Source organism: Alteromonas sp. 009811495, from assembly GCF_028865455.1.
In the GTDB taxonomy this organism is placed as follows: domain Bacteria; phylum Pseudomonadota; class Gammaproteobacteria; order Enterobacterales; family Alteromonadaceae; genus Alteromonas.
The window spans coordinates 949,046-971,526 of the sequence record NZ_CP113972.1 but is presented as its reverse complement, the minus strand read 5'-3'; the positions used below and the strand labels follow the sequence as shown (position 1 = coordinate 971,526).

General features: G+C 42.1%; 20 protein-coding genes and 1 tRNA gene. 8 read left to right on the top strand and 13 right to left on the bottom strand.

Translation table 11 applies throughout. The features are described 5' to 3' along the window. Window positions 1-11 precede the first annotated feature (11 nt). Window positions 12-806 carry an MbnP family copper-binding protein gene (locus tag OZ660_RS04375; RefSeq protein WP_274742695.1) on the bottom strand — a complete coding sequence of 265 codons (795 nt, stop codon included), beginning with the start codon at window positions 804-806 and terminating at the stop codon, window positions 12-14. A gap of 102 nt (window positions 807-908) precedes the next feature. Here OZ660_RS04375 and OZ660_RS04370 point away from each other — a divergent pair, with 102 nt between their 5' ends. Continuing rightward, window positions 909-3,635: a choice-of-anchor B family protein gene (locus tag OZ660_RS04370; RefSeq protein ID WP_274742694.1), complete on the top strand. Its 2,727-nt coding sequence runs from the start codon at window positions 909-911 to the stop codon at window positions 3,633-3,635. A gap of 214 nt (window positions 3,636-3,849) precedes the next feature. Further along, window positions 3,850-3,926 (top strand) — tRNA-Ile (locus OZ660_RS04365). A gap of 537 nt (window positions 3,927-4,463) precedes the next feature. Here the strand turns inward: OZ660_RS04365 and OZ660_RS04360 are convergent. From OZ660_RS04360 to OZ660_RS04340, 5 genes are read right to left on the bottom strand one after another with little or no spacing between them, the layout of a single operon-like run. Next, complete coding sequence (locus OZ660_RS04360; RefSeq protein ID WP_274742693.1) at window positions 4,464-5,576, bottom strand: SAVED domain-containing protein; 1,113 nt, start codon at window positions 5,574-5,576, stop codon at window positions 4,464-4,466. 2 nt (window positions 5,577-5,578) lie between these two features. Then, window positions 5,579-6,061: a hypothetical protein gene (locus OZ660_RS04355; RefSeq protein ID WP_274742692.1), complete on the bottom strand. Its 483-nt coding sequence runs from the start codon at window positions 6,059-6,061 to the stop codon at window positions 5,579-5,581. Then, complete coding sequence (locus OZ660_RS04350) at window positions 6,048-7,298, bottom strand: nucleotidyltransferase domain-containing protein (RefSeq protein ID WP_274742691.1); 1,251 nt, start codon at window positions 7,296-7,298, stop codon at window positions 6,048-6,050. Before OZ660_RS04350 ends, OZ660_RS04355 begins: the two co-directional genes overlap by 14 nt. 12 nt (window positions 7,299-7,310) lie before the next feature. Continuing rightward, window positions 7,311-7,676, bottom strand: coding sequence for a metal-dependent hydrolase (locus OZ660_RS04345; protein WP_274742690.1), 366 nt, complete (start codon window positions 7,674-7,676; stop codon window positions 7,311-7,313). After that, complete coding sequence (locus OZ660_RS04340) at window positions 7,676-7,909, bottom strand: DUF2188 domain-containing protein (protein ID WP_274742689.1); 234 nt, start codon at window positions 7,907-7,909, stop codon at window positions 7,676-7,678. The genes OZ660_RS04345 and OZ660_RS04340 overlap by 1 nt, the downstream gene beginning before the upstream one ends. A gap of 205 nt (window positions 7,910-8,114) precedes the next feature. Between OZ660_RS04340 and OZ660_RS04335 the strand changes: the two genes are divergently transcribed. From OZ660_RS04335 to OZ660_RS04325, 3 genes are all read left to right on the top strand, one after another. Continuing rightward, a complete protein-coding gene (locus OZ660_RS04335; RefSeq protein WP_274742688.1) occupies window positions 8,115-9,014 on the top strand; it encodes a WYL domain-containing protein in 900 nt (299 codons plus the stop codon). A 638-nt stretch (window positions 9,015-9,652) separates the two neighbouring features. Continuing rightward, complete coding sequence (locus OZ660_RS04330; RefSeq protein WP_274742687.1) at window positions 9,653-10,996, top strand: DarT ssDNA thymidine ADP-ribosyltransferase family protein; 1,344 nt, start codon at window positions 9,653-9,655, stop codon at window positions 10,994-10,996. Further along, window positions 10,990-12,120, top strand: a complete 1,131-nt coding sequence (locus tag OZ660_RS04325; protein WP_274742686.1) for a macro domain-containing protein — start codon at window positions 10,990-10,992, stop codon at window positions 12,118-12,120. Before OZ660_RS04330 ends, OZ660_RS04325 begins: the two co-directional genes overlap by 7 nt. Before the next feature lie 140 nt (window positions 12,121-12,260). Here the strand turns inward: OZ660_RS04325 and OZ660_RS04320 are convergent, their stop codons facing one another. Next, entirely contained in the window at window positions 12,261-12,617 is a 357-nt protein-coding gene (locus tag OZ660_RS04320; RefSeq protein WP_274742685.1) for a hypothetical protein, read from the bottom strand. Window positions 12,618-12,964: 347 nt separating this feature from the next. Between OZ660_RS04320 and OZ660_RS04315 the strand changes: the two genes are divergently transcribed. Beyond that, on the top strand, window positions 12,965-13,603 hold the full coding sequence (locus OZ660_RS04315; protein WP_274742684.1) for a DUF429 domain-containing protein: 639 nt from the start codon (window positions 12,965-12,967) through the stop codon (window positions 13,601-13,603). Window positions 13,604-13,702: 99 nt separating this feature from the next. On the opposite strand, the gene OZ660_RS04310 is transcribed toward OZ660_RS04315, so the two are convergent. From OZ660_RS04310 to OZ660_RS04285, 6 genes are all read right to left on the bottom strand, one after another. Beyond that, window positions 13,703-14,116 carry a hypothetical protein gene (locus tag OZ660_RS04310; RefSeq protein WP_274742683.1) on the bottom strand — a complete coding sequence of 138 codons (414 nt, stop codon included), beginning with the start codon at window positions 14,114-14,116 and terminating at the stop codon, window positions 13,703-13,705. A gap of 365 nt (window positions 14,117-14,481) precedes the next feature. Continuing rightward, the gene (locus tag OZ660_RS04305; protein WP_274742682.1) at window positions 14,482-15,798 is read right to left on the bottom strand and encodes an integrase family protein; all 1,317 of its coding nucleotides are present in this window, start codon (window positions 15,796-15,798) and stop codon (window positions 14,482-14,484) included. A 572-nt stretch (window positions 15,799-16,370) separates the two neighbouring features. Continuing rightward, entirely contained in the window at window positions 16,371-17,777 is a 1,407-nt protein-coding gene (locus OZ660_RS04300) for a B12-binding domain-containing radical SAM protein (protein ID WP_274742681.1), read from the bottom strand. Further along, window positions 17,774-18,322 carry a sugar transferase gene (locus OZ660_RS04295; protein WP_274742680.1) on the bottom strand — a complete coding sequence of 183 codons (549 nt, stop codon included), beginning with the start codon at window positions 18,320-18,322 and terminating at the stop codon, window positions 17,774-17,776. Before OZ660_RS04295 ends, OZ660_RS04300 begins: the two co-directional genes overlap by 4 nt. Window positions 18,323-18,494: 172 nt before the next feature. After that, window positions 18,495-18,728, bottom strand: coding sequence for a hypothetical protein (locus tag OZ660_RS04290; RefSeq protein WP_274742679.1), 234 nt, complete (start codon window positions 18,726-18,728; stop codon window positions 18,495-18,497). 498 nt (window positions 18,729-19,226) lie between these two features. Then, a complete protein-coding gene (locus OZ660_RS04285) occupies window positions 19,227-20,249 on the bottom strand; it encodes an alpha/beta hydrolase family protein (RefSeq protein ID WP_274742678.1) in 1,023 nt (340 codons plus the stop codon). Between the two features lie 449 nt (window positions 20,250-20,698). Here OZ660_RS04285 and OZ660_RS04280 point away from each other — a divergent pair, with 449 nt between their 5' ends. Further along, complete coding sequence (locus OZ660_RS04280) at window positions 20,699-21,610, top strand: LysR family transcriptional regulator (RefSeq protein WP_274742677.1); 912 nt, start codon at window positions 20,699-20,701, stop codon at window positions 21,608-21,610. A gap of 120 nt (window positions 21,611-21,730) precedes the next feature. Then, window positions 21,731-22,327 (top strand): NAD(P)H-dependent oxidoreductase, encoded by a 597-nt coding sequence (locus tag OZ660_RS04275; RefSeq protein ID WP_274742676.1) that lies wholly within the window; start codon window positions 21,731-21,733, stop codon window positions 22,325-22,327. Window positions 22,328-22,481 lie beyond the last annotated feature (154 nt).

The following is a 22,481-nucleotide window of genomic DNA, read 5'->3' as shown; positions in this document are numbered from 1 at the left end:
ATGACTACGTGTTAAAACACAACCGACTGCCACTTTATCCAAGGCCGATTAACTAAGTTTTGAATTAGGCGCTTACAAGGAGCGGTGTCTGGCGATTCAAACATACAATTAGGCGCCTCGTTAATATCTACTTTTGTAATGATATCGGCTAAGGACACTTCTAAATCAAGGTCGCTATCAAGTTGCACCATAGGCAACACGAACTCAACGCGATTGGTATAAGCGCAAGATTTCTCTGGCGGCCTTACTGCCGACTCAGACTCACACCCTACACTCCCCAAATGATACGACCATTTTCGTGACGTATCGCCATTCTTGGATAAGTCTAAACGCAAGAATTTATGGCCGTTTTGCCAGCTCCAAAACATTGAACTGTCGTTTAGTGGTGACGGTTGAGAAAGCGGGTTTGCATGGTTCACGTCAAAAGGTAAGCCCATAGTAAAGCGAAGGCTAGTAGATAATTTTAAAAACGCCTCTGACACATCAAGCATAATTTTGTCGTTAGCATTTGATGGCGAACTGCATAAATCGTGAAATTTAAGTAAGGCCACATCCGGAGTTTGCCATTCGTTCTGTTTAAACTTCACACGCTGCCATTTACCATCAATTTTCATTTCAGGTTTGCTAAGGTAAAAAGCAAAATAGTCGACATTCCAGCCCTGCTGACCAATGTGCATGATCATAGGGCATGCACCACTATCAATGCCTACCATCTTTACTGGGATCTCGCCCGGCTGACGACTGCCAAAATCAATTGCGTCGCATCCTGTCAATGTTACGAGGAACGCTAAGAGTAACGATGACATGACACGCTTTTGGAAAAGCCTTTTCATAAGATTATGTACTTCCCTTCAATATCTGGTACTTTTTTATGCAGATTCAATATCATCAATTGCACGGATGACAAGATGAAAGCATCAAATTTACTGCCAATAGTGCTGCTTTTGGCATTTACTAGTCAAGACACAAACGCGCACACCGACCACGACAAAGCCCGATTTGTTGCACAAGACGGTGTTGATGCCGGTAAGTGTGACAATCGTTTTAGACCCTGTAAAACGTTACTTTACGCCGCGCGTCAAGCAAATAAAGGCGATAAAATTTTAGTGGCTGAGGGCGAATACCACTTTGACAGCGCATCTCACTCACAAGTGCTCAACGACAGTTTAATGCCGGTGCTAGGTGGTTTTTCTCGCGACGACCATTATCAGGTGCAAAATCCTACTGTAAACAAGACAACACTGGTTAACGTGCCTTTGTATCTTTCCCAAGACCTGTACAACAAAGGGTTCGACAGTATTACAGATGGCAAAAGCACAGCGTCAGGCATTCGCGCAACAGCCGAAGATATGGTGCTTTCCAATGAAGTTTCTGCCAACGAAGCCTGTGTAGATGGCATGGCAGGACGCTTCCCCTGCGATAAGGTTACACTGCTTGCCAATGTGCCAGTAAGTTTACTGTCGTCAGTATCGGGCAGTGCTAACGATATATGGGGGCACGTTGACCTTAATACTCAAAGGGAATATGCCATCGTAGGCATGCGGGCAAGTATTGCGGTGGTAGATGTTACTGAGCCTACTTCACCTGTTGTGGTGGGCGAAGTGCAAGGCCAAAGCACCTCATGGCGTGACGTAAAGGTTTATCAATATTACGACAGTACGGCAAATCGCTGGCGCGCATATGCGTATTCAAGTGCTGACAGCGTAACCGAAGGCTTCACCATTATTGACTTGAACGACTTACCTAACAGCGTAAGCCTGCTAAGACGCAATACCGACGACAATCGCGCTCACAATATTTATATCTCAAACGTAGACTACACCTTTAACACAGCGCTAAATAATGCACGTGTGCAATTACACTTAATGGGTCAAGACAGTGATGGCGGTGCATTTCGTTCGTATGCCCTGCAAATACCGCAAACACCATCTGCTACCTATAAACCAAGCTCACTTAACCGCAACGACTACGCGCATGACGCTTCATCGATGTTGATTACCGATGAACGAGCGCAAAGTGAATGTAATAACGCTGAGGGCGACGGCTGTACAGTAATGCTCGACTTTAATGAAAACGAATTACGGTTGTGGGATCACACCAATGCCTCGTCTGTAGAAGAGTTGAGTAAAATAAGCTATGCCGATGTAGCCTATACCCACAGTGGTTGGTTTAGTGAAGATAAGCGTTTCGCTTTTGTGCATGATGAATTAGACGAGCGCAACTTCAGCCTTAATACCCGCGTTATGGTGTTTGATATTACGTCGCTTACCACGCCAATACTGGCGGGTACTTGGACAAGCGACAATACCACCATCGACCATAATGGTTATGTGCGGGGCAATCGCTATTACATGTCAAACTACGAGCGCGGCCTAACTATACTGGATATTTCAAACCCAGCAGCACCTGAGCAGGTTGGCTTTTTTGATACCTACCCTGCGTTTGACACCACCAATTTCAACGGCGCGTGGGGCGTGTATCCGTTCTTACCTAGCGGAAATATATTAGTGAGTGATATACAACGCGGCCTGTTTATTTTAAAAGACGACACGTTAGAAAATACCACGACAGTAGCGTTGAGTAACACTACTGCCACAACCACTGATGACACCACATTTACGCTACCTGTCATGAAAATGGGCACTGGCGCAGTTACGGTAAACTACGAGGTGATTAATGGCTCGGCCAACGCCGATGACGTGACGCTTGCAAGCGGCGAACTTTCGTGGGGACAAGACGACACAGATGCGCAAAATATTGCGCTAACCATTGCGCCAAACCGCGCAACAGAAAGCGATGAAATGTTTTTTGTACGTTTATATAACCCGCAGGGTGGCGGTATTACTCCGGGCCTAGGCTACGCACGGGTAACAATTGAGGGGGCTGAACAAACTGGCGTTGCCGAACTGAGTGTAGATGCAGTTACCGTACTTGAAACCGATGCTTCAGTAAGTGTTAACGTTACTCGACAAGGTGGCGCTGAAAGCGATTTAACCATTACCTACACTATAGAGAGTGACAGCGCTGTTGCTGGCGAAGATTTTGAAGCCCAGTCGGGCACGTTGACGTGGGGCGAGGATGAAACGCAAACTCAGTCTATTACCGTAACCTTATTAAACGACAGTATTGAAGAACCTCAAGAGCAGTTTTTCATTACCCTAAGTGCTGACGACGAAAGTCAACTTGGCAGCTTTAATCAAACTGTAGTCACCGTTAAAGACGATGAAAGCAATCAAGCCCCTGTAGTTAATGCTGGCAACGACTTTGCGGCGCTGCTTCGCACTTCGCAAACACTTCAAGGTAGCGCAACCGACCCTGAAGGTGCGCTAGTTGGCGTACTGTGGGAGCAAACCGCAGGGCCGCAAGTTACTATAAATGACGCAGAAACGGTGCGAGCGAGTTTTACCACGCCAGACAACGAAGCCACACTTACGTTTACCCTAACGGCTACTGATGAGTTTGGTGTAAGCACCAGCGACAGTATTTCGGTTGATGTTCAAGCCCCTGCCGAAGTGGTAGATTTGGGCAACGACACTGTATCAAGTGGCGGCGGTGGCAGTATGGGAATACTAAGCCTTACAGGTTTGGTCGCGCTTTTATGGCAACGTAGACGGCGTTTGACCAAAACCCTATAACTGCCCCATAAAGTACTTTAGAGCAATGCAAAGAAGCGGTACGCCCAGAGCAGAATATGTTCAATACGTACCGCTTCACGCAGCAACTTGAACAAAAATAAAGCAAACACATCACAAAGCCCTTAGTGGGGCGTGACAAGGCAAATAAAACTGCTTATACTTGCGCTCGCTTGTGATTGTTATGGCTAACAATTTCAACGCATCTTATCTAAATGGCCCTATAGCTCAGTTGGTTAGAGCATCCGACTCATAATCGGCAGGTCCCCTGTTCAAGTCAGGGTGGGGCCACCATTTCTCCTACTCTTCGACGATAGTTACTACTAACCTGATAAGGTTGGTGCTACCTCTGTACTACTTATTACCTTAGCACGCAAAATAAGACAAATACCTAAATATTTTGAATCACTTCTTTTTAATATCTAAGCCTAAGTGTAAGCCTCCACTAAATTAGTGGGATACCTTATTAGAGTTCTTCGTCGTAGGCCACGCCAAGAAAGAGTCCCTAGCTGACAATCTACTTGTGCCGATTGCTGCCGTTAAAACTGAATTATGTAGACGGGTGCTGTGTACGTTTAGAGAACCTTGCGATAAAGAATTTTACCACCTCATAGTACAGTAGATTTAACCCTACCGCATCTGCACACTGAGATACCAATCCTTGACAAGTGTGCCTTTGCTAGTAGCTCAATATTTTACCTATAAACGACCTCGGCCAGAGCAGGCATTGCTGAATCAATTAGTCAAACTGGTCGAAACCTCTAAGTATGGGTGTAACTAATTGGGGGAGGTTTACAATTGCTCATTTAGGTTTGCACCTAAGCGGCGTCTTCAAATTATAGCAGTCTCAGATAGCTCCAGTGTCTTTATATATGGCTTGACCTTTGGCTGCTGAGGTATTCTCACTCCCCAAGGGTACTTTAAAGTATGACTGCGTTCATATTGATACACTGTAATCGAAGGCAAATTTCGCTTGTCGTAAATCTGACCAAATCTGAATGCCACGCTATTCTGAGAAGCCAGAATCAAGTGGATGTGTTCTACCCCCTGCCCCGCAAGCTTTTTACAGTATTCGAAGAATTCACCCGCCAACCTAGACTGCTTTTGCTTTGACCAGTGATTGTTGCGACTAACATCATTTAACGAAAGATAATGATGGGGCAGCGATGGAAATGCAGAATTGATAGCAGCCTTGTCTACCGGATATGAAAACGAAACAGCAATCACTGCGCCATTGCATGTCTTTTGATTTTCTACATCGACTCTGAATTGCTCACTATCATCATCACTATCAAGCTCTCGCCAGGCAGAAGCATCTCGATCCCAATCTATAATCTCTACTGACGATTCATCATCTAGTAAGTAACCCGTCAAAAAAGCAAACGGTACGGGCATTATCCCACCGTAGATAACGTTGATGTCTGATACATCTAAAGAGTTTATTTTCTCTTTTAACGAATGCTTGAGATTAAAAACTTTATCTAATGCGATTTCAGGTTCACTTATAACGTTATCTATTAAGCGCTCTCTGATATCTACTAATATCGAATCCACCTGTATTTTTCTTGTTTTCCTGACATGCTCAGCTAACGACTCATCTTTCGTATCAACCAGGCCACGTTGTTCGATAACAATTGTTTTTCGCTTTTTTAAGATCTGATATTCGCTTCTATATCGGATAAGCTCCCATGCCAAGCTGATAAAAATTAGCGAAGCGCCCAACACAAAACTTATTAAAATGATCAACTTTGGAGTGCTTGAAGAGTGGTATTCTATTTCAAAAAAACCGTACTGCCCCTGATATGTGACCGATACTACCAAACTAGCGACTGCTGATAACCCGACCAACGAACCACCAATTTTGGCAAATACAAGAGCTGCTGTTCTTTTCCTGAATATGAAATCAGTAAAACTTCGAAAAAAATAGCTTAAGTCTTTCTTCATACTCAACTACCCTCTGAAGCGTGTTCTACACCACCGCCTTGCCATTCACCGCTGGCAAGCCAATCTTCGAAATAGAAAAGCCAGAGCGACGCCCATGGAACAATAGTCTCTACAAGCAACAGTTTAGAATTCCACTCACTTGCTTTGTTTTTACCCGATATATATGGCAAATAAAGGCACAATTGCGTCCCTTTTAATCGAGTATCGTTCGCATACGTATGCGGTATCTTTCTTCCATCCGCTAACTCTTCCAGACAAGGACTTGTTACTATACATTTAGGTGACTGACCCAGCGTATAACTCACCGTCACCGAGTAGAACGCTGACCAAGGCGTGGGTCGCAATATCCCCTCCCAGACAACTGTCCTGTCATGATCAGTGATGCGTGCATCGCCATTACAATGTGCGTTAAGCGCTAGAAATTGCTCTTTTATGCTTATGTCAGGATAGGCAAGCTCGAACAGCGCTCTCTCACTCACCGCCATAGAATCTATTCTTCTTAACAGGAACAATGGGATTTGTTTTGGCTGTCACTGCTTTTACAGTTTTAGGTGCAGCAGCTGCAATTGCTCCTGTTCCTAACACAACACCTAAATTACCTTTCTCACGGCTAGCAGATACAGTTTCGACGATGCTTTCCCGGGCCGCTTTAACTGGACGCTCTCCCAATGCCTCGGATAGAGATGCAAACATGACGTTCATACCTTGATTACTTGCTCTAGCTAGCTCTTCTAAATCATGTATGGCCGCCTTATGCCATTCAAAAAATCCTTGCCTTAACTTCGGCCCTTCCATTTTTTCTTTGCGATTCCACTTCTCCGCGTAATTTTCCTCATGCATGCTTGGGTTCTCAACCCGGTATTCATCGTTAGCCTGTTGAATGAAAGTTGGCATCAGTTCTAAAACATCCAACAGCACGTCAAGTTCTGATGAGAATGTTTTGCCTAAGCGCACAATATGGAGATAGGCCAGAGTAGCCAACGTTGTGAGTAGTACTGAAATAGGCTTGTATTCACCATAGCGATTATCTTCGCGAGCGGCCCAAACATCTCGATGACGCTTGATGACCTGGATGATGCGGTTCAACAACTTTTTATCATTCTGATCCGGAAAATCCTTAATCATTTCAGCGCTTAAAGTTTCACGAAAAGACTGCGTCCGCATAATTTTTGGAAGTAGCCCACAAGCATCGTCAAAACATAACGCGAAACCTTCAGGGTTGGATTCCTTAAATTGAAAGCGCTTATCAACTACCCATAGGGGCTGCCCCCTTAATTCCTCAGCCGTATATTCGACCGCAGGTGTGATATCAAGGTGGTAGTTGCCCGAATAGTTTATCCTGAAACCTCTTGCTAGCGGTTCAGCAAGCGGTCCATACACCTTACTTGCTTTAAGATGTTTCCAAACGACATCGTTGATCTCGTCTCGTGTAGCATTACCTGCATTGGGAAGAAAAAGAATAAGATCGACATCGAACTCTTCTTTTGTCCGCGGCTTAACAGTTGTTCGCAGACGTATTGAGCCTTGCGGATAAATTTCAGCGTCCTCTAGCAAAGGATGTTCGCAGCCAGCCAGATAGTTGCCTACCCCGTTATATGCAGATTCAATCTTTTCTAAGTCAGAAGTTCCCAGATCAAGCTGGTCCAGCGCAAGATCAATTGCCTCCATTAGAAATGCTTTCTGTGGTACTTCTAACTGGCGTGCTGCATTAAATTGAATCATACAACGGAACTCCTATAACTTGCCTAACAGTGGAAGGCTCTTCGGTGTGCATCCGTCAGCAATTAAATGGCTGATGTAGGCTACACCACCGATTAGTAGCACGCCACGGAGCACCTCTTTTAGTTTGCTATCCGGCTCCCAGGAATAAACTTTCTTAACCCCTGCCCCTACAGCAACTAACATTGCCAGACTATGGAAAAATTGACGGTGATGTGGATTGTGAGCTGGCTCTAAGATATCTGGTAACCTTGCGGCGACCGCACCTAGAATTGGAGCAACTGCCAGATTATGAGTGAATTCATTTGGCCTTTCGTCACCGGCCATAGCGATAGTACAGCTAACAGCACCTATCGCCATGTGAGCATGTCTATTTGGCATTATTTCTTGTCCTTTGGTGGGTGGGGATCGTTACCGTAGCTGTTGCCAGCCCTAATTCTTCCGTCTCGTCCGTGCACCTTAGTATCAGATTGCTGATTGCGTGCGATATCTTGAGCAATATCTATTGCTTCGCGTTGCGTTTCAGTTACACGAGTCGCCCGGCTGTTGCCTGCTCCTCTCACCGCCCACCCGTCAGGGTGTTTGACCACATGTTGATTTTTTCCTCTAGACATTACTGTCGCCTCTATACCGGTTAAATGTAAATTTATTGTGAATTTATACACTACTATAAATATCACTAGCACAGATCATATTTCATAGTGCCACTTCGATCAAGTGGATCTACAGAAAATATTTTAAGCAGTCATCACACGTATTTTTCTTGATATGATTACCCGATTGATTATCATGTTCGAAAAATCCGAACATGAGGTTTTTATGGATTACCTAAAATTTGAAAATGAGAAAGGTGTTCAGAAAGCTGAAAGAATGCTGTTTATCGACTTTAGACTCAGATTCATAGGGACGATCAGTCGTAGCGACATAAGTGACCAATTTGGAATTATGGATGCAGCGGCCACTAGGGAAATATCCGACTATAGGGATCTGGCCGAAGAGAATGTCAAATACAGTCATAAGCTCCGAGCCAACGCTATATTGGATACCTATAAACCAGTTTTCGACATCAGTGCAGAAAAGGCACTGGGTATGCTAGGTAATGGGTTCAATAAAAATCTATTATTTGAGGAGCCTCTAGCGCCTTACCAGCGTGTGGGAACATTCCCTACTCGATTAGACGTAGATCTCGTTGCAACAATCACACGGGCAATGAGCGCTAGAGTTGGGGTCAAGTGCAGATATCTTACAAGCAACAGTGACAATATTGGCGATAGAACTCTCTTCCCCACAGCAATATTTTACGACGGCAAAACATGGATGTTTAGAGCTTTCCATAAAGAAAGCGAAGGGTTCAAAAACTTTCATTTTATTAGACTAGATGCGACCGAAATACTGGGGGATGAACCTGCACCACACCACGCGACCATCGAAGCAGACGGAGATTGGAACACCAAGCTCCCATTGACCCTTAGACTGCATCCAGGTCTTACGGACAGAAAAGAAATTGTCGTACGGAAAGATTTCGGGTTGGATGATAAAGACGAATTTACATATTTTGAAAGAGCCGCGCTGATCTACTATTTAATTGAGAATTGGAGCATTGATGTATCCGAAAAACCTTCTGCTAAAAAGCACGGAAGCTATAATTTTCAACTTATGATGCCGGAAATCTTCAAGCAATATAAAGGTACGGAGAGGATTTTTGATATCTTCGGTTAGATTAATTCATTGCCCGGCGAGGTGCTATTTTGATTTAGCGAACGAAGCATTATCTTTATTGTAATAGACAATCGGATTGATAAGCGTATTGATAATACTAACGTGGTTGTTCGGAAGTCGATAATGTTTTGGGCGACCTTCTTTGAAGCTTGTTGGTTCATTCACAGTCAATGTGATAGGCGCAGATCCATCACGGTGTTAGCCAAACTTGCTATAAAATAACCAACTCCGTCCTAATAGCGTAAAATGCTCATTTCTCTTTCGCGGAAATGCGAATAAAGGGAACAGTTTATAAGCCGACATAATCATAAAATAAGTGAAGCTTTCCCAGAGGAACAGTGAGAAGGATAAATTAGGGTTGTTCTGAGGCCGTGGTGTGTCAGGAATTGGCATTGACTTTTAATATAAAACGGCTGCTTGGTACGTATAACGGCAGTTGGCGCATTGATTACTTGATGGAGTCAATGCGCGAATTTTTGACATTCCCACGACTGATAATAACCTTTGCATTCTTTGACTTTCAGTAAACTAGCAATGATGGCACTATGGATAAAAACGAGCACACGCTAAACGAGCAATTTGCTCACTATTAAATTGCTAGGGCTCCAATCGAACATCGGATTTTCGAGGAACAAATTATGAATATCCCACAAGGATTAAAAGGAAGATATGCGTATCATTTTACTTTGATCGATAATCTAGAATCGATCATTGATAGTGGTTTGTTGTGTACAAACTTAAAGGATGCACAGGGTGTATCTCACGAAGACATTGCTGAGAAGGGGATTCAAGGGAGAAGGAGCACTATGCCTGTACCGTGCTCTGGAGGAAAATTTGTTCACGACTACGTTCCTTTTTATTTTTCAAAAAAAACATCCATGCAACTCGGTGTTATAAATAAGAAGAATGTAGACCAGCCCCTACTAATATACTTTGCAGTTCCGATAGAAATTATTGAAAAAAAAGTTGGCGTTGTTTTTACTGACGCATCAGCAAATACTGATATTCCACCAAATTTCTACAATTTATCGTCAGTAAATATGCTTGATTCTTTAAATTGGGACGCCATTGATGACAAAAAGTGGGGGTGTCCAACGGAAGAGTATCGTCATCAGAAAATGGCAGAGTTGCTTGTGCCTGGCGGCATTCAAATTTCTGAAGTCTCTTACATTATTATCTGGAATGAGTGGATAAAGGGAGAAGTAGAAAAAATATTCCAGGGCAAAGCGGTACAATCTCCCAGCCTAAAATTTGATGAAGATCACTATTATATGAATTTTTATGACGGTGGCAGGCAGTCAATCATAACTGGCCCGAGATTTCTAAAACATGAAGTTGATCAGACAATTTCAGATATATGTAAGAACACTAATGGTCCGAAGAAGTATGAAAGTATTCGCGCCTCATTAGAGGCTATAGCGCGTAACTTTTCATCGATAAAAGAACTTGATGATATTGATGGATTAAGAGCCAGCTACGGGCCGCATGCCGACGATGTTGGCACACATAGCAGAAAAGTAGCTGCTGGCCTCGATCAGTTGTGTGAATATAATGAGCTATCAGACGAGGATAAAGAAATTGTTCTTTTATCAGCGTATTTGCATGACATAGGGAAGGGTCCAAAATCACGATGGGGACAAGATGGCATGACTCGGGCTGATAACGATCATGCGGTGAAGTCTTTGCCTATGTTAAAGCGAATCCTCACTGAGGATATTGGAGGGCTTAGTGAGGAATCAATAAGGAAAATAGTGATTTTGGTAACCTATGATGATCTAATTGGAGATATTGTTGCCAGAGGGCGCGATGAGAAGCAATTGGCCGACGTGATTGAAAATGAAAACGATCTAAATATGCTTATCGCTCTTGGTAAGGCAGATATGAACTCAATCAATATGTATTGGGTAATGTCTCATGGGCAATCGATTGAGACTCTAAAAAGCAGAATGCTTCAAGTTTTAGGGTGCAATAGTCCATGCTAGAGTTTGTTAAAGGTGATTTCTTCGATTTTGATGCTGACATTAGAATCAATACGGTCAACTGCGTGGGCGTCATGGGTGCTGGTGTAGCACTAGCTTTCAAGAAAAAATACCCTGAGATGTTCAAGGAGTATGCTCGGGAATGCAAAGAAAAAGAAATTGCACCTGGAAAACCTACTGTTTGGAAGGAAGGAGATATGTTTTCGAAAGGGATTGAAATCATAAATTTTCCTACAAAAAATCATTGGAGAAACCCCTCTAAATATGAGTATATCGAAGATGGCCTCATCTGGCTTTCTAATTACTTGAAAAATAAAGAAGGGTTGACGATAACATTACCTGCTCTTGGATGCGGACATGGAGGCTTGGATTGGGGGGAAGTTAAGCGACTTATCCTAAAATACCTTAAAAAAACTTCAAACAATATTCTTGTGTTTGAGCCTGAAGCGTCAAAAAATGCTGGAAAAAATCTGTCAATCACGCCTGAAAAAATATCTGAGCTTAAGAGTCTAGGTGTGAGTCTTGTAAGGAAGAATGAAAAATATTATCCGATTGGATTGACACGCTATACAGAGAAAGATCTCTGGGTTATAGGGAACTTAACCACAGAATTTGATATTGCCATAATCTCTGGAACAAAGCCTAGCGAGGAAGAAAAGTCTGTCGTAAATGAGCTTATAAACTATTGCGAGGTTAACAATCATAGCGTTTTGTTTGGTGGCTCTGCATTCGATAAGCGAATGGCTACAGTTGCTATGAAAAAGGGAGTGAAAACTGGGGTTTTCTTGCCGAGCGGTATATATAATTCTGCTGAGAAAATGCTTAAAAATAAAGTGGATGGACATCTTTCCATTCTTTCCATAGGCGACCCTTTTACAGTATTCGATAAACGAGAGTATATCCCATCTGTTCTTAGTCGTATGTTTATCTGTAAGTCGGTCATCTTTACAACTGATAGACTTAAATGGGTTAAAAAGCAAAGCGGTATTATTTTAAAAAACAAAATACACTCATATTTCGTTAAATATGAAGAACTTCAGGACGATGATTATTTGGCTGCTAACAGTATAAATTCTGAACCAATAAAACGGATTGGTTTTGATTTTTCAATAGAGATAAAGCCCTAACAAGCTGCTGATGTCGGACTGGTAAAGGCTCCGGCTTCGCTACCGGTTTTACCAGCGGCAGAGCCCAGTATTCAAACGATGAAGGTCTTCGGCTCGCTCTTGAGTAAATGCTAGGACAAGCAGCATTCAGTAAATTCTAGTTAGACTAGATAAACTTCAGTTATCTCGGGCCTAAAATGCCCCATTTCTTGTGAAACCGTTTCCAGAGCTTGAACACGCCTATACCCTAGGGCTAATAGCTCCCTCATCCGTTCTCGCGCATAGCTATGTCGCAAGCCATGGGCACCTGTAGAGAAAAACAGAGCGCGTTTAGATGCTTTACTGAAAGAGTCAGACCATCTCTTCCCTGCCCCAATATCATAACGCTGTAGGTAATTAATTTTCCGGTCTTTGACGGTTACTGGATAATTAAATCTGCGCTGTTCGAGCTGCACGACCAGGTCGTTAGGAATTAGTACGTGGCGTATCAACCCACCTTTACCCTGAACCGTGTACAACTGACCTTCCCGTCCAGCCCATTTTGAGTTTAAAGCAGGGCGTTCCTCAGGGTTTCGCTCTTCTGCTCTGGCAAGAGTTAGAAGCTCATCTATCTTGAGCCGTATTAGTATATTGGTTTGATAGTAGCATCCGTATCTACAAATAAATCATTTTTTGTGCATTTATGAGCTAAATTGTTGTGCCTGCTTTACATTTGTTCTGAAACGACCACATCACATATTAAAGCCGGTTAGAAATATTGAACTAGCAAAGCGCGCGGAATGGTCATTGATAAAATTATCACCAGCGCGCAAGATATTTAGGACCCTTTTGATTAATAACTGCCACTTTTTTATTAAAGGAAACGATGAACTTTTCAGGAAAAATTTTAGGCTACGACCCCGGCGGAAATGGTGTTCATGGTGTGGCTATAGCTACTCTTATTTGTAATAAAGTTAAAGATTTAGAAGTACAGACTTTAGCTACCGCTGAGGATGTGATTAAGCTTGCTTCAGCGGCACCTCGGTTAGATGTTTTAGCCATTGATACACTAACTGCCTTGTCTACTGGCTTAAGTGGTTGGAGACCTGCAGATCGTTGGCTAAAGAAAAATTACAAAGAAATAACACACAGCATTGCATCAGCAAATAGTTTATTCGGCTCTATGGGACTTAATGGTATATCTGTCATGGCGGAACTGAGAAAACAAGACCCAAGTATTAGAATCACCGAAACACACCCTAAAGTCCTATATTTTGAATTGTCAGGTTGTAAATATGACTATAGGTATAGCGCCCAGAAAATGAATCACTTATTAACTAAATTATTAGGAATTCAAGTCCATACATCTAACGACCATGAGTGGGATGCTGTAGCTTCAGTTTATTCAGCAGTTATGGGTTACTCTGGCCAGTGGCATAATAATCTTCATGCTCTTCCCGTGGAAGAGACAGAGCGTTTAGTCAAGCCAGTTGGTGACACAGAGTACTGGTGGCCCTCCATATAATTGCTATAAGATATTTATCCGGTATTTTGATGAGATAAGGGCATTACAGACGAAAGCATTGGTTATAAAAAAGCCTCTTCGATAAGAGGCTTTCAATTTTCAGTAGGATGTTTGCTCCATTCTGTAGAAAAGATAAGCACTACCAAATAGTGCAATCACTACGAAATAGATAAATAGATCCGTTGTATACCAGGGCAGGTTGAATCCATTTGCGTCTGAAGTAATAAAGATTTGACCTCGGCCCACTGCATTTGCTTTAGCGAGCATTAGTCCTTTACCTTCTATAAACCAGAAAAATCCGGCAGCAACAGAAGCTACCGTTAGAGGAAGCCATTGGATGTAGAACGCTGCTAAAGCGATTGCCAGGCATACTACAAAGGTCTTGATTGAAGCAATAAGTGCATCCAATGGGATACCCGTTTGATAGCCAACAAACCCTAAAACAAAGACTATAACTAGCAAGAACAAGCCAAACGCACTGTTATTTTTATTCATAATATTCACTATATTCATGCGAATCAGGATGATTCGCTTCTGACAGAAATAGTGTATTACTAACTCTGTTTCCAAAAGAGCATAAAATCTAAAATTCGAGAGAAAAATCACTCTAAAAGCTAATATTAGGTACGTTGGTGGCTAGATTGACACTGTTTACATTGAAAAATGTAAAGCAAAGTTCCACTCTGAGATTCCCCCTCCTTTAAATAGTTGATAAGACTGGTAGAGTTTTGGAACGGTAAAGGTGTTTGTAATGCGCTTTTACAACTATCAATCAGTTGCTGACGGACTAAGCGTTGCTCAGAATCCGAAGACATCTCATTTAGTAAAAGCTAGTACTTTTTAAGAGATACCAAAATATTCGGCTATCATCGACTATTCTATACGATCAAAGCTGACATGAGCTCTAGCCGCTGCTCTTTGCTCAAATTTGCTAGCTGCTTTGAAAGTTGTTCGAGGGAATTTTCACCACCACCGCTTTTACCTCCAGCATATTCAAACAATCGCAGGCAGATTCTATTTGCTGGTTCCCTCAACTCTTCTGCCGTTAGCACGGTATAGCCAGCAGTAACATCGCTACGACTGGTCTTGTGGTTCAGTAGCCGTTTCAAAGTGTAAGTACCAACTCCAATAGTTTCGGCAACTGAACAGAAAGTACGGCGAAGGTCATGCAATGTGAATGAGACATCAGCCCGTTCGTTCATCTGTTGGATTATCTTCTTAGGCTCCACCACTCTGCCATGTTGATTGTCTGCACCAAAAACAAAACCCGAAACGCGGTACTCTGCCCTTCTCATAAAGATTTCCTTTAGTGGCTTGGTGATTGGCAGCTCCAGCCCATGACCATTTTTTGTATCATCTAAGCAAAATAATTGATCGTCCAAAAATACGTTTTTCCATTCCAGCTCAAGCAACTCTGTTTTGCGCAGTCCGGTAAACGCCATAAACTCGACGAAGTCACATACTGTTGCAGTAAAATCTTGACGATAGGAAATGGCTTCCTCACGCATCTCATTAACTACCTTAAGGAATGGCTTTAACTGTGAAGGTCGAAGCCTTGTCTGTTTGCGGGCTACGTTGTTCCAGCAACGTTTTTCAGACAGAACAGTAACAGGGTTATGAGGGAATAAAGTTCTGCCGTCTGAGGATTTATACTCAGCTCTGGCGAAATTAAAGAGCGCCCTCAATGTGCGCATGGCAAGATCCGCCTGTGCAGGGCTGCACTTAGTCAGTTCACAATGCCGACGATAGATGCGGTTTTCTGTAAGGTCAGCCATACGCTTCTTTGCCCAATCGTCAAAATAACAGTCCATCACTTGCTCGTAGCCACGTAACGTAGTTTCTTTAAGCTTTCTAGAGAGTTTATAGCTCTCGTAAACTGTCTCCAATGTGACTGAGGCGGCCCTTAAGTGACGTTTGCTATCGTTGGGGTTCATTCCATCAGCAATATCCGCCATAGCCTTCCTAGCCTGTTTACGAGCCTGTTCTAGAGAAATGGATGGAAAAGCGCCGATAGTTACCGACAGTGGCTTCTGTGTGCCAGGAAGCTTCTTGTATACCCGAAAGGTTTTTTTATTTGAGGGAAGAACGTCAATGATGAGACCTGGCATCTGAGCATCGTAATATCGAACCCGTTTATCTGAGCCTGACAGTTTTTCAATGGCCTGCTCTGTAAATCTGAATTTTGTTGCTGACATGCTGTGCTACCTCTGTGCTACTTTGAGCGCAAAATCTAATGCGCTGAATTGCTTAAAAAATTAAGCAACAGAGATAACAAAACCGCAATAACCTACTGATTTATATGAAACAATAAGTAATTAGCAGGTAAATAAAGTAACTATCGGTAAAGGCTCGGTTTGAGCCTCATAATCGGCAGGTCCCCTGTTCAAGTCAGGGTGGGGCCACCATTTTTCCTTTCAAGTAAGTATTGTCGAAAGTTTCGCGACATGCACATAGTCTTATAATTACAAGCGTTGACAGGCATCAATAGACAATTGGCAGTCATTCGGTCTTGAGCCTAATTCAGCTCAAAGTAGGGTTTTTGAATTTTTTGACGAATACCTCAGGCCAGTCGCCGGCATTGTTATATGGGCCAAATAATCGAACGGTATACTGAAACTCAGCCTTTAGCTGCTCCATCTCAGACACCTTTTCCCTTTTTGCACAAAGCCCCAGTTATCCTGACTACACATTATAGCGACCCACAAGCGCCTCAATAGTGTCTGGGGTTGCTCCACGCAGTGTTAGTGGTTTTTAATATTGTGCGTGACTATCCAATGCGTTTGATTTCGATTTCTGCACCTGATATTTTTTGTGGTCTTTTAACTTCACTCAGTATCGATTCCAACAGTGGTAACATATAGTTTAGCTTTCTGCTTTTAATCATGAAATTCCACAGGGGTTCGAACTTTTTCCATCCGCCCATATAAAATAAATGTTTAAAACTGTGCTTGAGTGAATCGTGATTAAAGCTGGATTTGAAAATATTTGACCAGCTATAGAACTCCTTGTAGGCCCAGTCATATCCCGCCTTTAACTCTTCTTCCGATAAGTTTTTGGTTTCATAGACCACATGTCTGGTGTCATAGAGGTCCCAATTATCGGTTTTTATTCGACCTTCCTCTTGCATCCTTTTGTATAGGCCGGTTCCAGGGTAAGGGGTCAAGATGTGATAGGTAGAGGTTGTAAGAGAATTCTCAACTCCCCAGTCTACGGTTCTTCTAAAAACATCCTTGTCATCATAATCCAATCCAAAAACAAAGCTTCCGTTAATCATTATGCCTAGTGAATGTAAGCGATTAACAGCTTGTTCGTAGCTACGCTTTAAGTTCTGGCGCTTGTTACTCAGGCGTAAGTTATCATTTGAGAATGTCTCAAATCCTACAAACAGGCTTCTTAAGCCTGCTTCTGCGGCCTTTTCAATCAAGTTTCCATTAATTATGGAATCTACAGTAGCGGCTCCCTGAAACACTCTGCCCATACCCTTCATGCCTTCAAACAACTCAGAAGCAAACTTTGGGCTGCCCAGCAAATGATCGTCCAAAAAATATAAATGCTTGCCTGGTAATCGATCTATCTCGGCCAACGCATCGTCTATCTGCTGGGTGTAAAATGACTTGCCTCCGGTGAAAAAAGCATCTTTGTAACAAAAATCGCAAAGATGTGGGCAGCCTCTCGTGACCACAATTGAATTCGGCACTAAATAGTGACTGCGTTTTATCAAATCTCGCCGAATTGGAGGGATTCCGACTAGGCTCCTCACATGAGACTCGTAGACTTTTTTAGTTTTTTTTGCTTTAAAGTCTTTCAGAAATTCCGGGAAGGTTTCTTCTCCAGGCCCCAAAAAAATTGAATCCGCGAATGGCATTGCTTCATGTGGTAGGGACGTTACGTGCAGTCCGCCTAGCGCTACAAAACTCCCTTTAGCCCTGTAGTGTTCCGCTAGCTTATATGCTCTGTAAGCGTTGGTGATGTAGACCTGAATGATGACCAAATCTGGATCGTCGTCTATGTAGAGATCTTCTACATGTTGGTCAACCAGATCTATTTCATCATCCGGTGACAAATATGCAGCTAAGGTCGCCAAGCCTAAGGGTGGAAAAAGAGAATATTTTATGGGACGCCAAAAAGGTGATTCCGCTTCAGCGAGCGCCGGAAGTATTAGTTTAACTTTCACTTAAGCGCTCCATTTGCAAAAATCATTCTTCTTACTTTTGTTTTACCAAAAATATTCATGGTGAAAGACACAAGTATTATTTTTAAATCCAGCGATAGTCCATAGCTTTTAATATATTGCTTGTCCCAGAAAATGGATGTTTTTTTGTGTTGCCCTCCATAAATCTGTGCAAGTCCCGATATACCTGGCTTCACGTTCCATCTGAAATCATAAAATTCTCTATCCCACTTTAAACGCGCTATGTCTTCAATAGTTAATGCTCTTGGCCCAATGACACTCATGTCACCTTTGAGCACATTTACAAACTGGGGCAACTCGTCTAAGCCTGACTTTCTGAGTATTTGACCGAGTTTGGTAGGCTTGTTTTCAACCAGCGTTTGAAATTTGAGTATTTTGAAGGGCTTCTTGTTTTCGCCAATTCGAGATTGGGTGAACAGGACTGGGTGTTTAAAAAAGTAGATGATGAGGCATGAAATTATCAATGCCGGAATGATGAAAATGATTATGGCTACAAATGACATTATTATATCGAAAATCCGTTTCACCAATGTTCCCAAGCTACTTTATATGGTCGTAAATCGAGTGTGCACTAAAGAGTCCTGACTTTCAATTCTGTGATATTGCACTTCTCTAAATACCTAAGATAACTGGAGTTGTGTGAAACTAATGCGTAAAGACCGAATGCGACAGCCTGTAAACTAAGTTTCATCCATTCAGTTAGTCATCAGCCTTTTTTCGCCGCTCGAACTTTTGGCGCAACTCTTCGGTTCTCCTCAATCGGTCAAGTATGATCTTCCTTTCCTCTTCGGGTGACATTTCTTTTTGTTCAGATTCAAATTCTGGAATGCTGTTTTCAGGTGGGTAGCTGGATTTGTCGGGGTGGTGAATAAGTTCAGGCTCTTGGTGGCGTTTTCTATGGGAACGTTTGACCCAAATTGCGGCCCCAGCCATCAGTGCTCTCTTTTCTAAATCAGTTCATAGCCTCTGGATTTTTAAAGGATTAAACTAGATCCCACAAACTTGTGGGTTCCAGTGTGGGACTGAATTCTGGGTATTTGAAAATCAACAGGTTAGGTTAGCAATCCAAATCCAACATCTGACTTTTCCGATTAGGCAATAAATTATCCGCCAAAAATCCAGCATCATATTGAATTGACAGTGAATTCAGACATCCTATTAGTATAGGATTTATCGTGATAATTGGTGAATAATGTAAAAGTCAGGCTTTGTAATATGTGGACAGTATTGCCCAAGTCTGAGAAGCAGCTATGCACAAGAAGCGGTTACTTGATCTCCTTTAAATGAAGGTCCGCTGAAGACAATAAGCTGTTGCTCAAATTTTTAATCAGAGCGCAACTTTATGCCAATATCAGCCATTCAAATACAATAGTTAACCTAAACAATATTTTCATGGTTGCTTCTTAACAACAAAAATCATGGCAATTAAATTTATAGATGTTGATGAAACCAGTCGGCTAACCCTCTCATGGCGGCAGGTTTGGTTTTAGGGCTCCAACCATGTCCTTCATTCTTATAAATACTAAGTCTATGAGGATGCTCTGATTTTTCTAAAGCATTAGCAAGCCATTTGGCATTTTCTACAGAAACACGGTCGTCCTTATCACCATGTTGTATCAGTATTGGCACACCTTTATCTAATTTATCTACCCATTTAACTACCGAACGCTTACCTAACTCTGCTTCTTTATTAACGTCGTAATTTGGTATTCTAACTTTGTAGACATTTTCCATTGATTGCCTGAACTCTAATTCTCGTAACAGATCCGATGCGCCCGCTATGGAAGCAACAGCTTTTACTTCAGGCATTCTTTGCATAGCTAAAAAGGTTTGCATACCACCTCTACTTGAGCCATACATACCAACCTTAGATGAGTCTGCACCTTCAATATAAGGAATGTATTTTGCCAGTTTGACTACGTCCAACACATCAGAACCGCCAAATTCGTCATATTTCCCTTTAACCACTTCTTTATCAAACGCTCCCCGGTATTGGCTACCTATAATTACAAAGCCTTGTTCGGCCATAGGAAACAGGTTTGCCATCATTGCTCCAAACACCACCGCTCCATAACGACCATTGCCACCTCTGTTGTATATTAAAACTGGCAAGTCTGTTTGACCTTTAGGTTTTATAACGTATCCAGATACTGTAAGGTTACCTACTGGGTATTTGAAAACCGTGCACTCAATTGATTCTTTATACCGATCAAAACTTTCTTTAGAGAAAACTTCTTTGAATTTGGCTAAACGCTGTTCTAACTCTTTAGGTGTTTTCGCTTTTCGCTGGCTACCCTTGGTGATCATGGCTAACCAAGAATCATAATTAACAAAGGGACCTGAAAAACAATCTCGGTGAGCAAAAGTCTCTTTGTCGGAAAGTATTTTTTGCGCGAAACTAAACCGACTCAACAGCAAGCTTAGCAATAAAATTAATAACAGCGATTTTTTCAAGATAATTCCCTTTAGTTTAAATTACTGAAAATGCAGCAGATAGAAAACAATCACTATCGTTATTTCCTATCAAAAAATGGTAGGTTTAACGCCCCAAATTAAGTAGCACAACTAACTGTTGTTCGATTATTACTGTGTTTGCTCACACAATACCCCAATGTCTGTTTTACGTACACAATGGCCTGTCAGATTTGGTTCTGTTATCTAAGATTTCAGATCAAGTTGGAATTAACTCGATTAATTACGCAAGGGCTGTTTTTAGGTTTTCTGTTCTTAGCATTCGCATGACATCAACGCTAACCATGTGCAGAAAACACTGCCTCACCAACCACAGAAACACATCTCCACTTTTCGCTGTAATACTTGCGAAAGAAAGCTTTATTAGTGTGAGCACAGACCACTATGATAAAACTATAGAATCGCTTGCAAAAAACTAATTAGATAATGTTATGAGTGGAATGATTAACTCAACGTGGTTGAGAACCTTCAGTGTTCTTGCTGATACAAAAAACTTCAGACTGGCAGCGGAAATGTTACACATGACGCAGCCTGGCGTCAGTCAGCACATCGCCAAGTTAGAACAATTTCTGGGTCAAAAACTAATTGTTAGAGACGGTAAGTCTTTTGAAATGACACCAAAGGGTTTTGATGTCTTGGAGTATGCTCGCGAACTTATCCAGAACGAACAGCAGTTACGAGAAAGAATAAGCGATGATGATCCTTTTTCAGGTCTATGCCGAATATCCATGCCTGGTGGCATTGGCAACTTAATCTACCCCTGGTTACTAGACTTACAGGTTAAATTTCCAAGCCTTACTATACACATTGAATTTAACCCGACGAAAACTGTTGAGCAGCTAGTTGCTGACAATCTTTGTGACATTGGGCTTGTTACTCACGAGATAAACAACGGCTCTATAGAGCGAATGCCATTTTTATCCGAAAAGTTATGGTTGGTCTTACCTGAAAACATAGAATGTACAAGTTTCTCTCAACTTCAACAGTTAGGCTTTGTAGACCACCCAGATGGAAAAAAAATGGCAGAAAAAGTTCTACCTCTGATCTTTCCCGAAGAGTTTACTGGTTCTGATAGGATGCACGTTTCAGCCTACACCAACTCGGCACCCAAAATATGTCACCATGTTGCGAAAGGAGTCGGCTATACCGTACTGGATGAGTTTATGGTTCGTCTCAGCCCGGAATTTAAAAAGCTTAAAATTGTAAATTCCGATAGCATTTCATCTGACGAAATTGCCTACATTTATAAGGGCTCCTGGCCACTTCATCCACGAAACCGCTATATTATTGATTATCTTAACGAAAGAGCGAAGCACTACCTACAACAGCAGAGTCGGTTTTAATTCCTCCCGACCAATAACATTATGTTATCAATGCAATACCAATTGATAATTATATTTTCATTTTTACTCTTAGTAAGCTCCCTCCCGTCTTGTAATTCATAAGCCGACGAAGGAGTCTTTATGCAAAATGCATTAATCATTAACGCACATCATCCCTATCCATTTTCAGAAGGTAAACTGAACGCCGAGCTAGTTAAAAGAATTGAGAAAAACCTATCTGCAAAGGGGTTCGAAATTGAGCACACTGCCACATCTGAAGACTACGATATTGAAAAGGAGTTGGAAAAACATCGCTGGGCAGACCTGATTATTATTCAGGCCCCACTAAATTGGTTCAGCGTGCCATGGCTAATGAAAAAGTATATGGACGATGTCTACACTGCTGGCCTAGATGGTACTGTTTGTAATACTGACGGAAGAGTGTCGGAAAAGCCAAAAGAGAATTATGGCACAGGGGGAACCCTAAATGGCAGAAAGTATATGCTCTCGATGACATTCAATGCCCCAGAAGAAGTATTCGACAATCCCTCTGAATATTTGATGCAAGGTAAAAGCGTCGAAGATCTTATGTTACATATGCATGTTAATTATCGATTTCTAGCCATGGAGGCTCTCCCAACATTTGTTTGCTACGACGTAATGAAAAATCCGACTATTGAAGAGGATTTCGTCCGCTTAGAGGCTCATCTTGACCATCATATTCCCGCAAACAAATAAAAGGAGAAAGTAATGAAATATGTTTTGATTACAGGCGCAAGCGCCGGAATTGGCATGGTTATGGTTATGGTTATGGTTATGGTTATGGTTATGCATTAATTAAGGCATAGAGTCCGACTCTTCTAAAGATCGTTCAAAATATACAGCCGCGTCT

Coding starts and splice junctions, on each gene's coding strand:
- OZ660_RS04375 (WP_274742695.1), bottom strand. CDS start 806: ATGTCATCGTTACTCTTAGCGTTCCTCGTAACATTGACAGGATGCGAC.
- OZ660_RS04370 (WP_274742694.1), top strand. CDS start 909: ATGAAAGCATCAAATTTACTGCCAATAGTGCTGCTTTTGGCATTTACT.
- OZ660_RS04360 (WP_274742693.1), bottom strand. CDS start 5,576: ATGAAGAAAGACTTAAGCTATTTTTTTCGAAGTTTTACTGATTTCATA.
- OZ660_RS04355 (WP_274742692.1), bottom strand. CDS start 6,061: ATGGCGGTGAGTGAGAGAGCGCTGTTCGAGCTTGCCTATCCTGACATA.
- OZ660_RS04350 (WP_274742691.1), bottom strand. CDS start 7,298: ATGATTCAATTTAATGCAGCACGCCAGTTAGAAGTACCACAGAAAGCA.
- OZ660_RS04345 (WP_274742690.1), bottom strand. CDS start 7,676: ATGCCAAATAGACATGCTCACATGGCGATAGGTGCTGTTAGCTGTACT.
- OZ660_RS04340 (WP_274742689.1), bottom strand. CDS start 7,909: ATGTCTAGAGGAAAAAATCAACATGTGGTCAAACACCCTGACGGGTGG.
- OZ660_RS04335 (WP_274742688.1), top strand. CDS start 8,115: ATGGATTACCTAAAATTTGAAAATGAGAAAGGTGTTCAGAAAGCTGAA.
- OZ660_RS04330 (WP_274742687.1), top strand. CDS start 9,653: ATGAATATCCCACAAGGATTAAAAGGAAGATATGCGTATCATTTTACT.
- OZ660_RS04325 (WP_274742686.1), top strand. CDS start 10,990: ATGCTAGAGTTTGTTAAAGGTGATTTCTTCGATTTTGATGCTGACATT.
- OZ660_RS04315 (WP_274742684.1), top strand. CDS start 12,965: ATGAACTTTTCAGGAAAAATTTTAGGCTACGACCCCGGCGGAAATGGT.
- OZ660_RS04310 (WP_274742683.1), bottom strand. CDS start 14,116: ATGAATATAGTGAATATTATGAATAAAAATAACAGTGCGTTTGGCTTG.
- OZ660_RS04305 (WP_274742682.1), bottom strand. CDS start 15,798: ATGTCAGCAACAAAATTCAGATTTACAGAGCAGGCCATTGAAAAACTG.
- OZ660_RS04290 (WP_274742679.1), bottom strand. CDS start 18,728: ATGGCTGGGGCCGCAATTTGGGTCAAACGTTCCCATAGAAAACGCCAC.
- OZ660_RS04280 (WP_274742677.1), top strand. CDS start 20,699: ATGAGTGGAATGATTAACTCAACGTGGTTGAGAACCTTCAGTGTTCTT.
- OZ660_RS04275 (WP_274742676.1), top strand. CDS start 21,731: ATGCAAAATGCATTAATCATTAACGCACATCATCCCTATCCATTTTCA.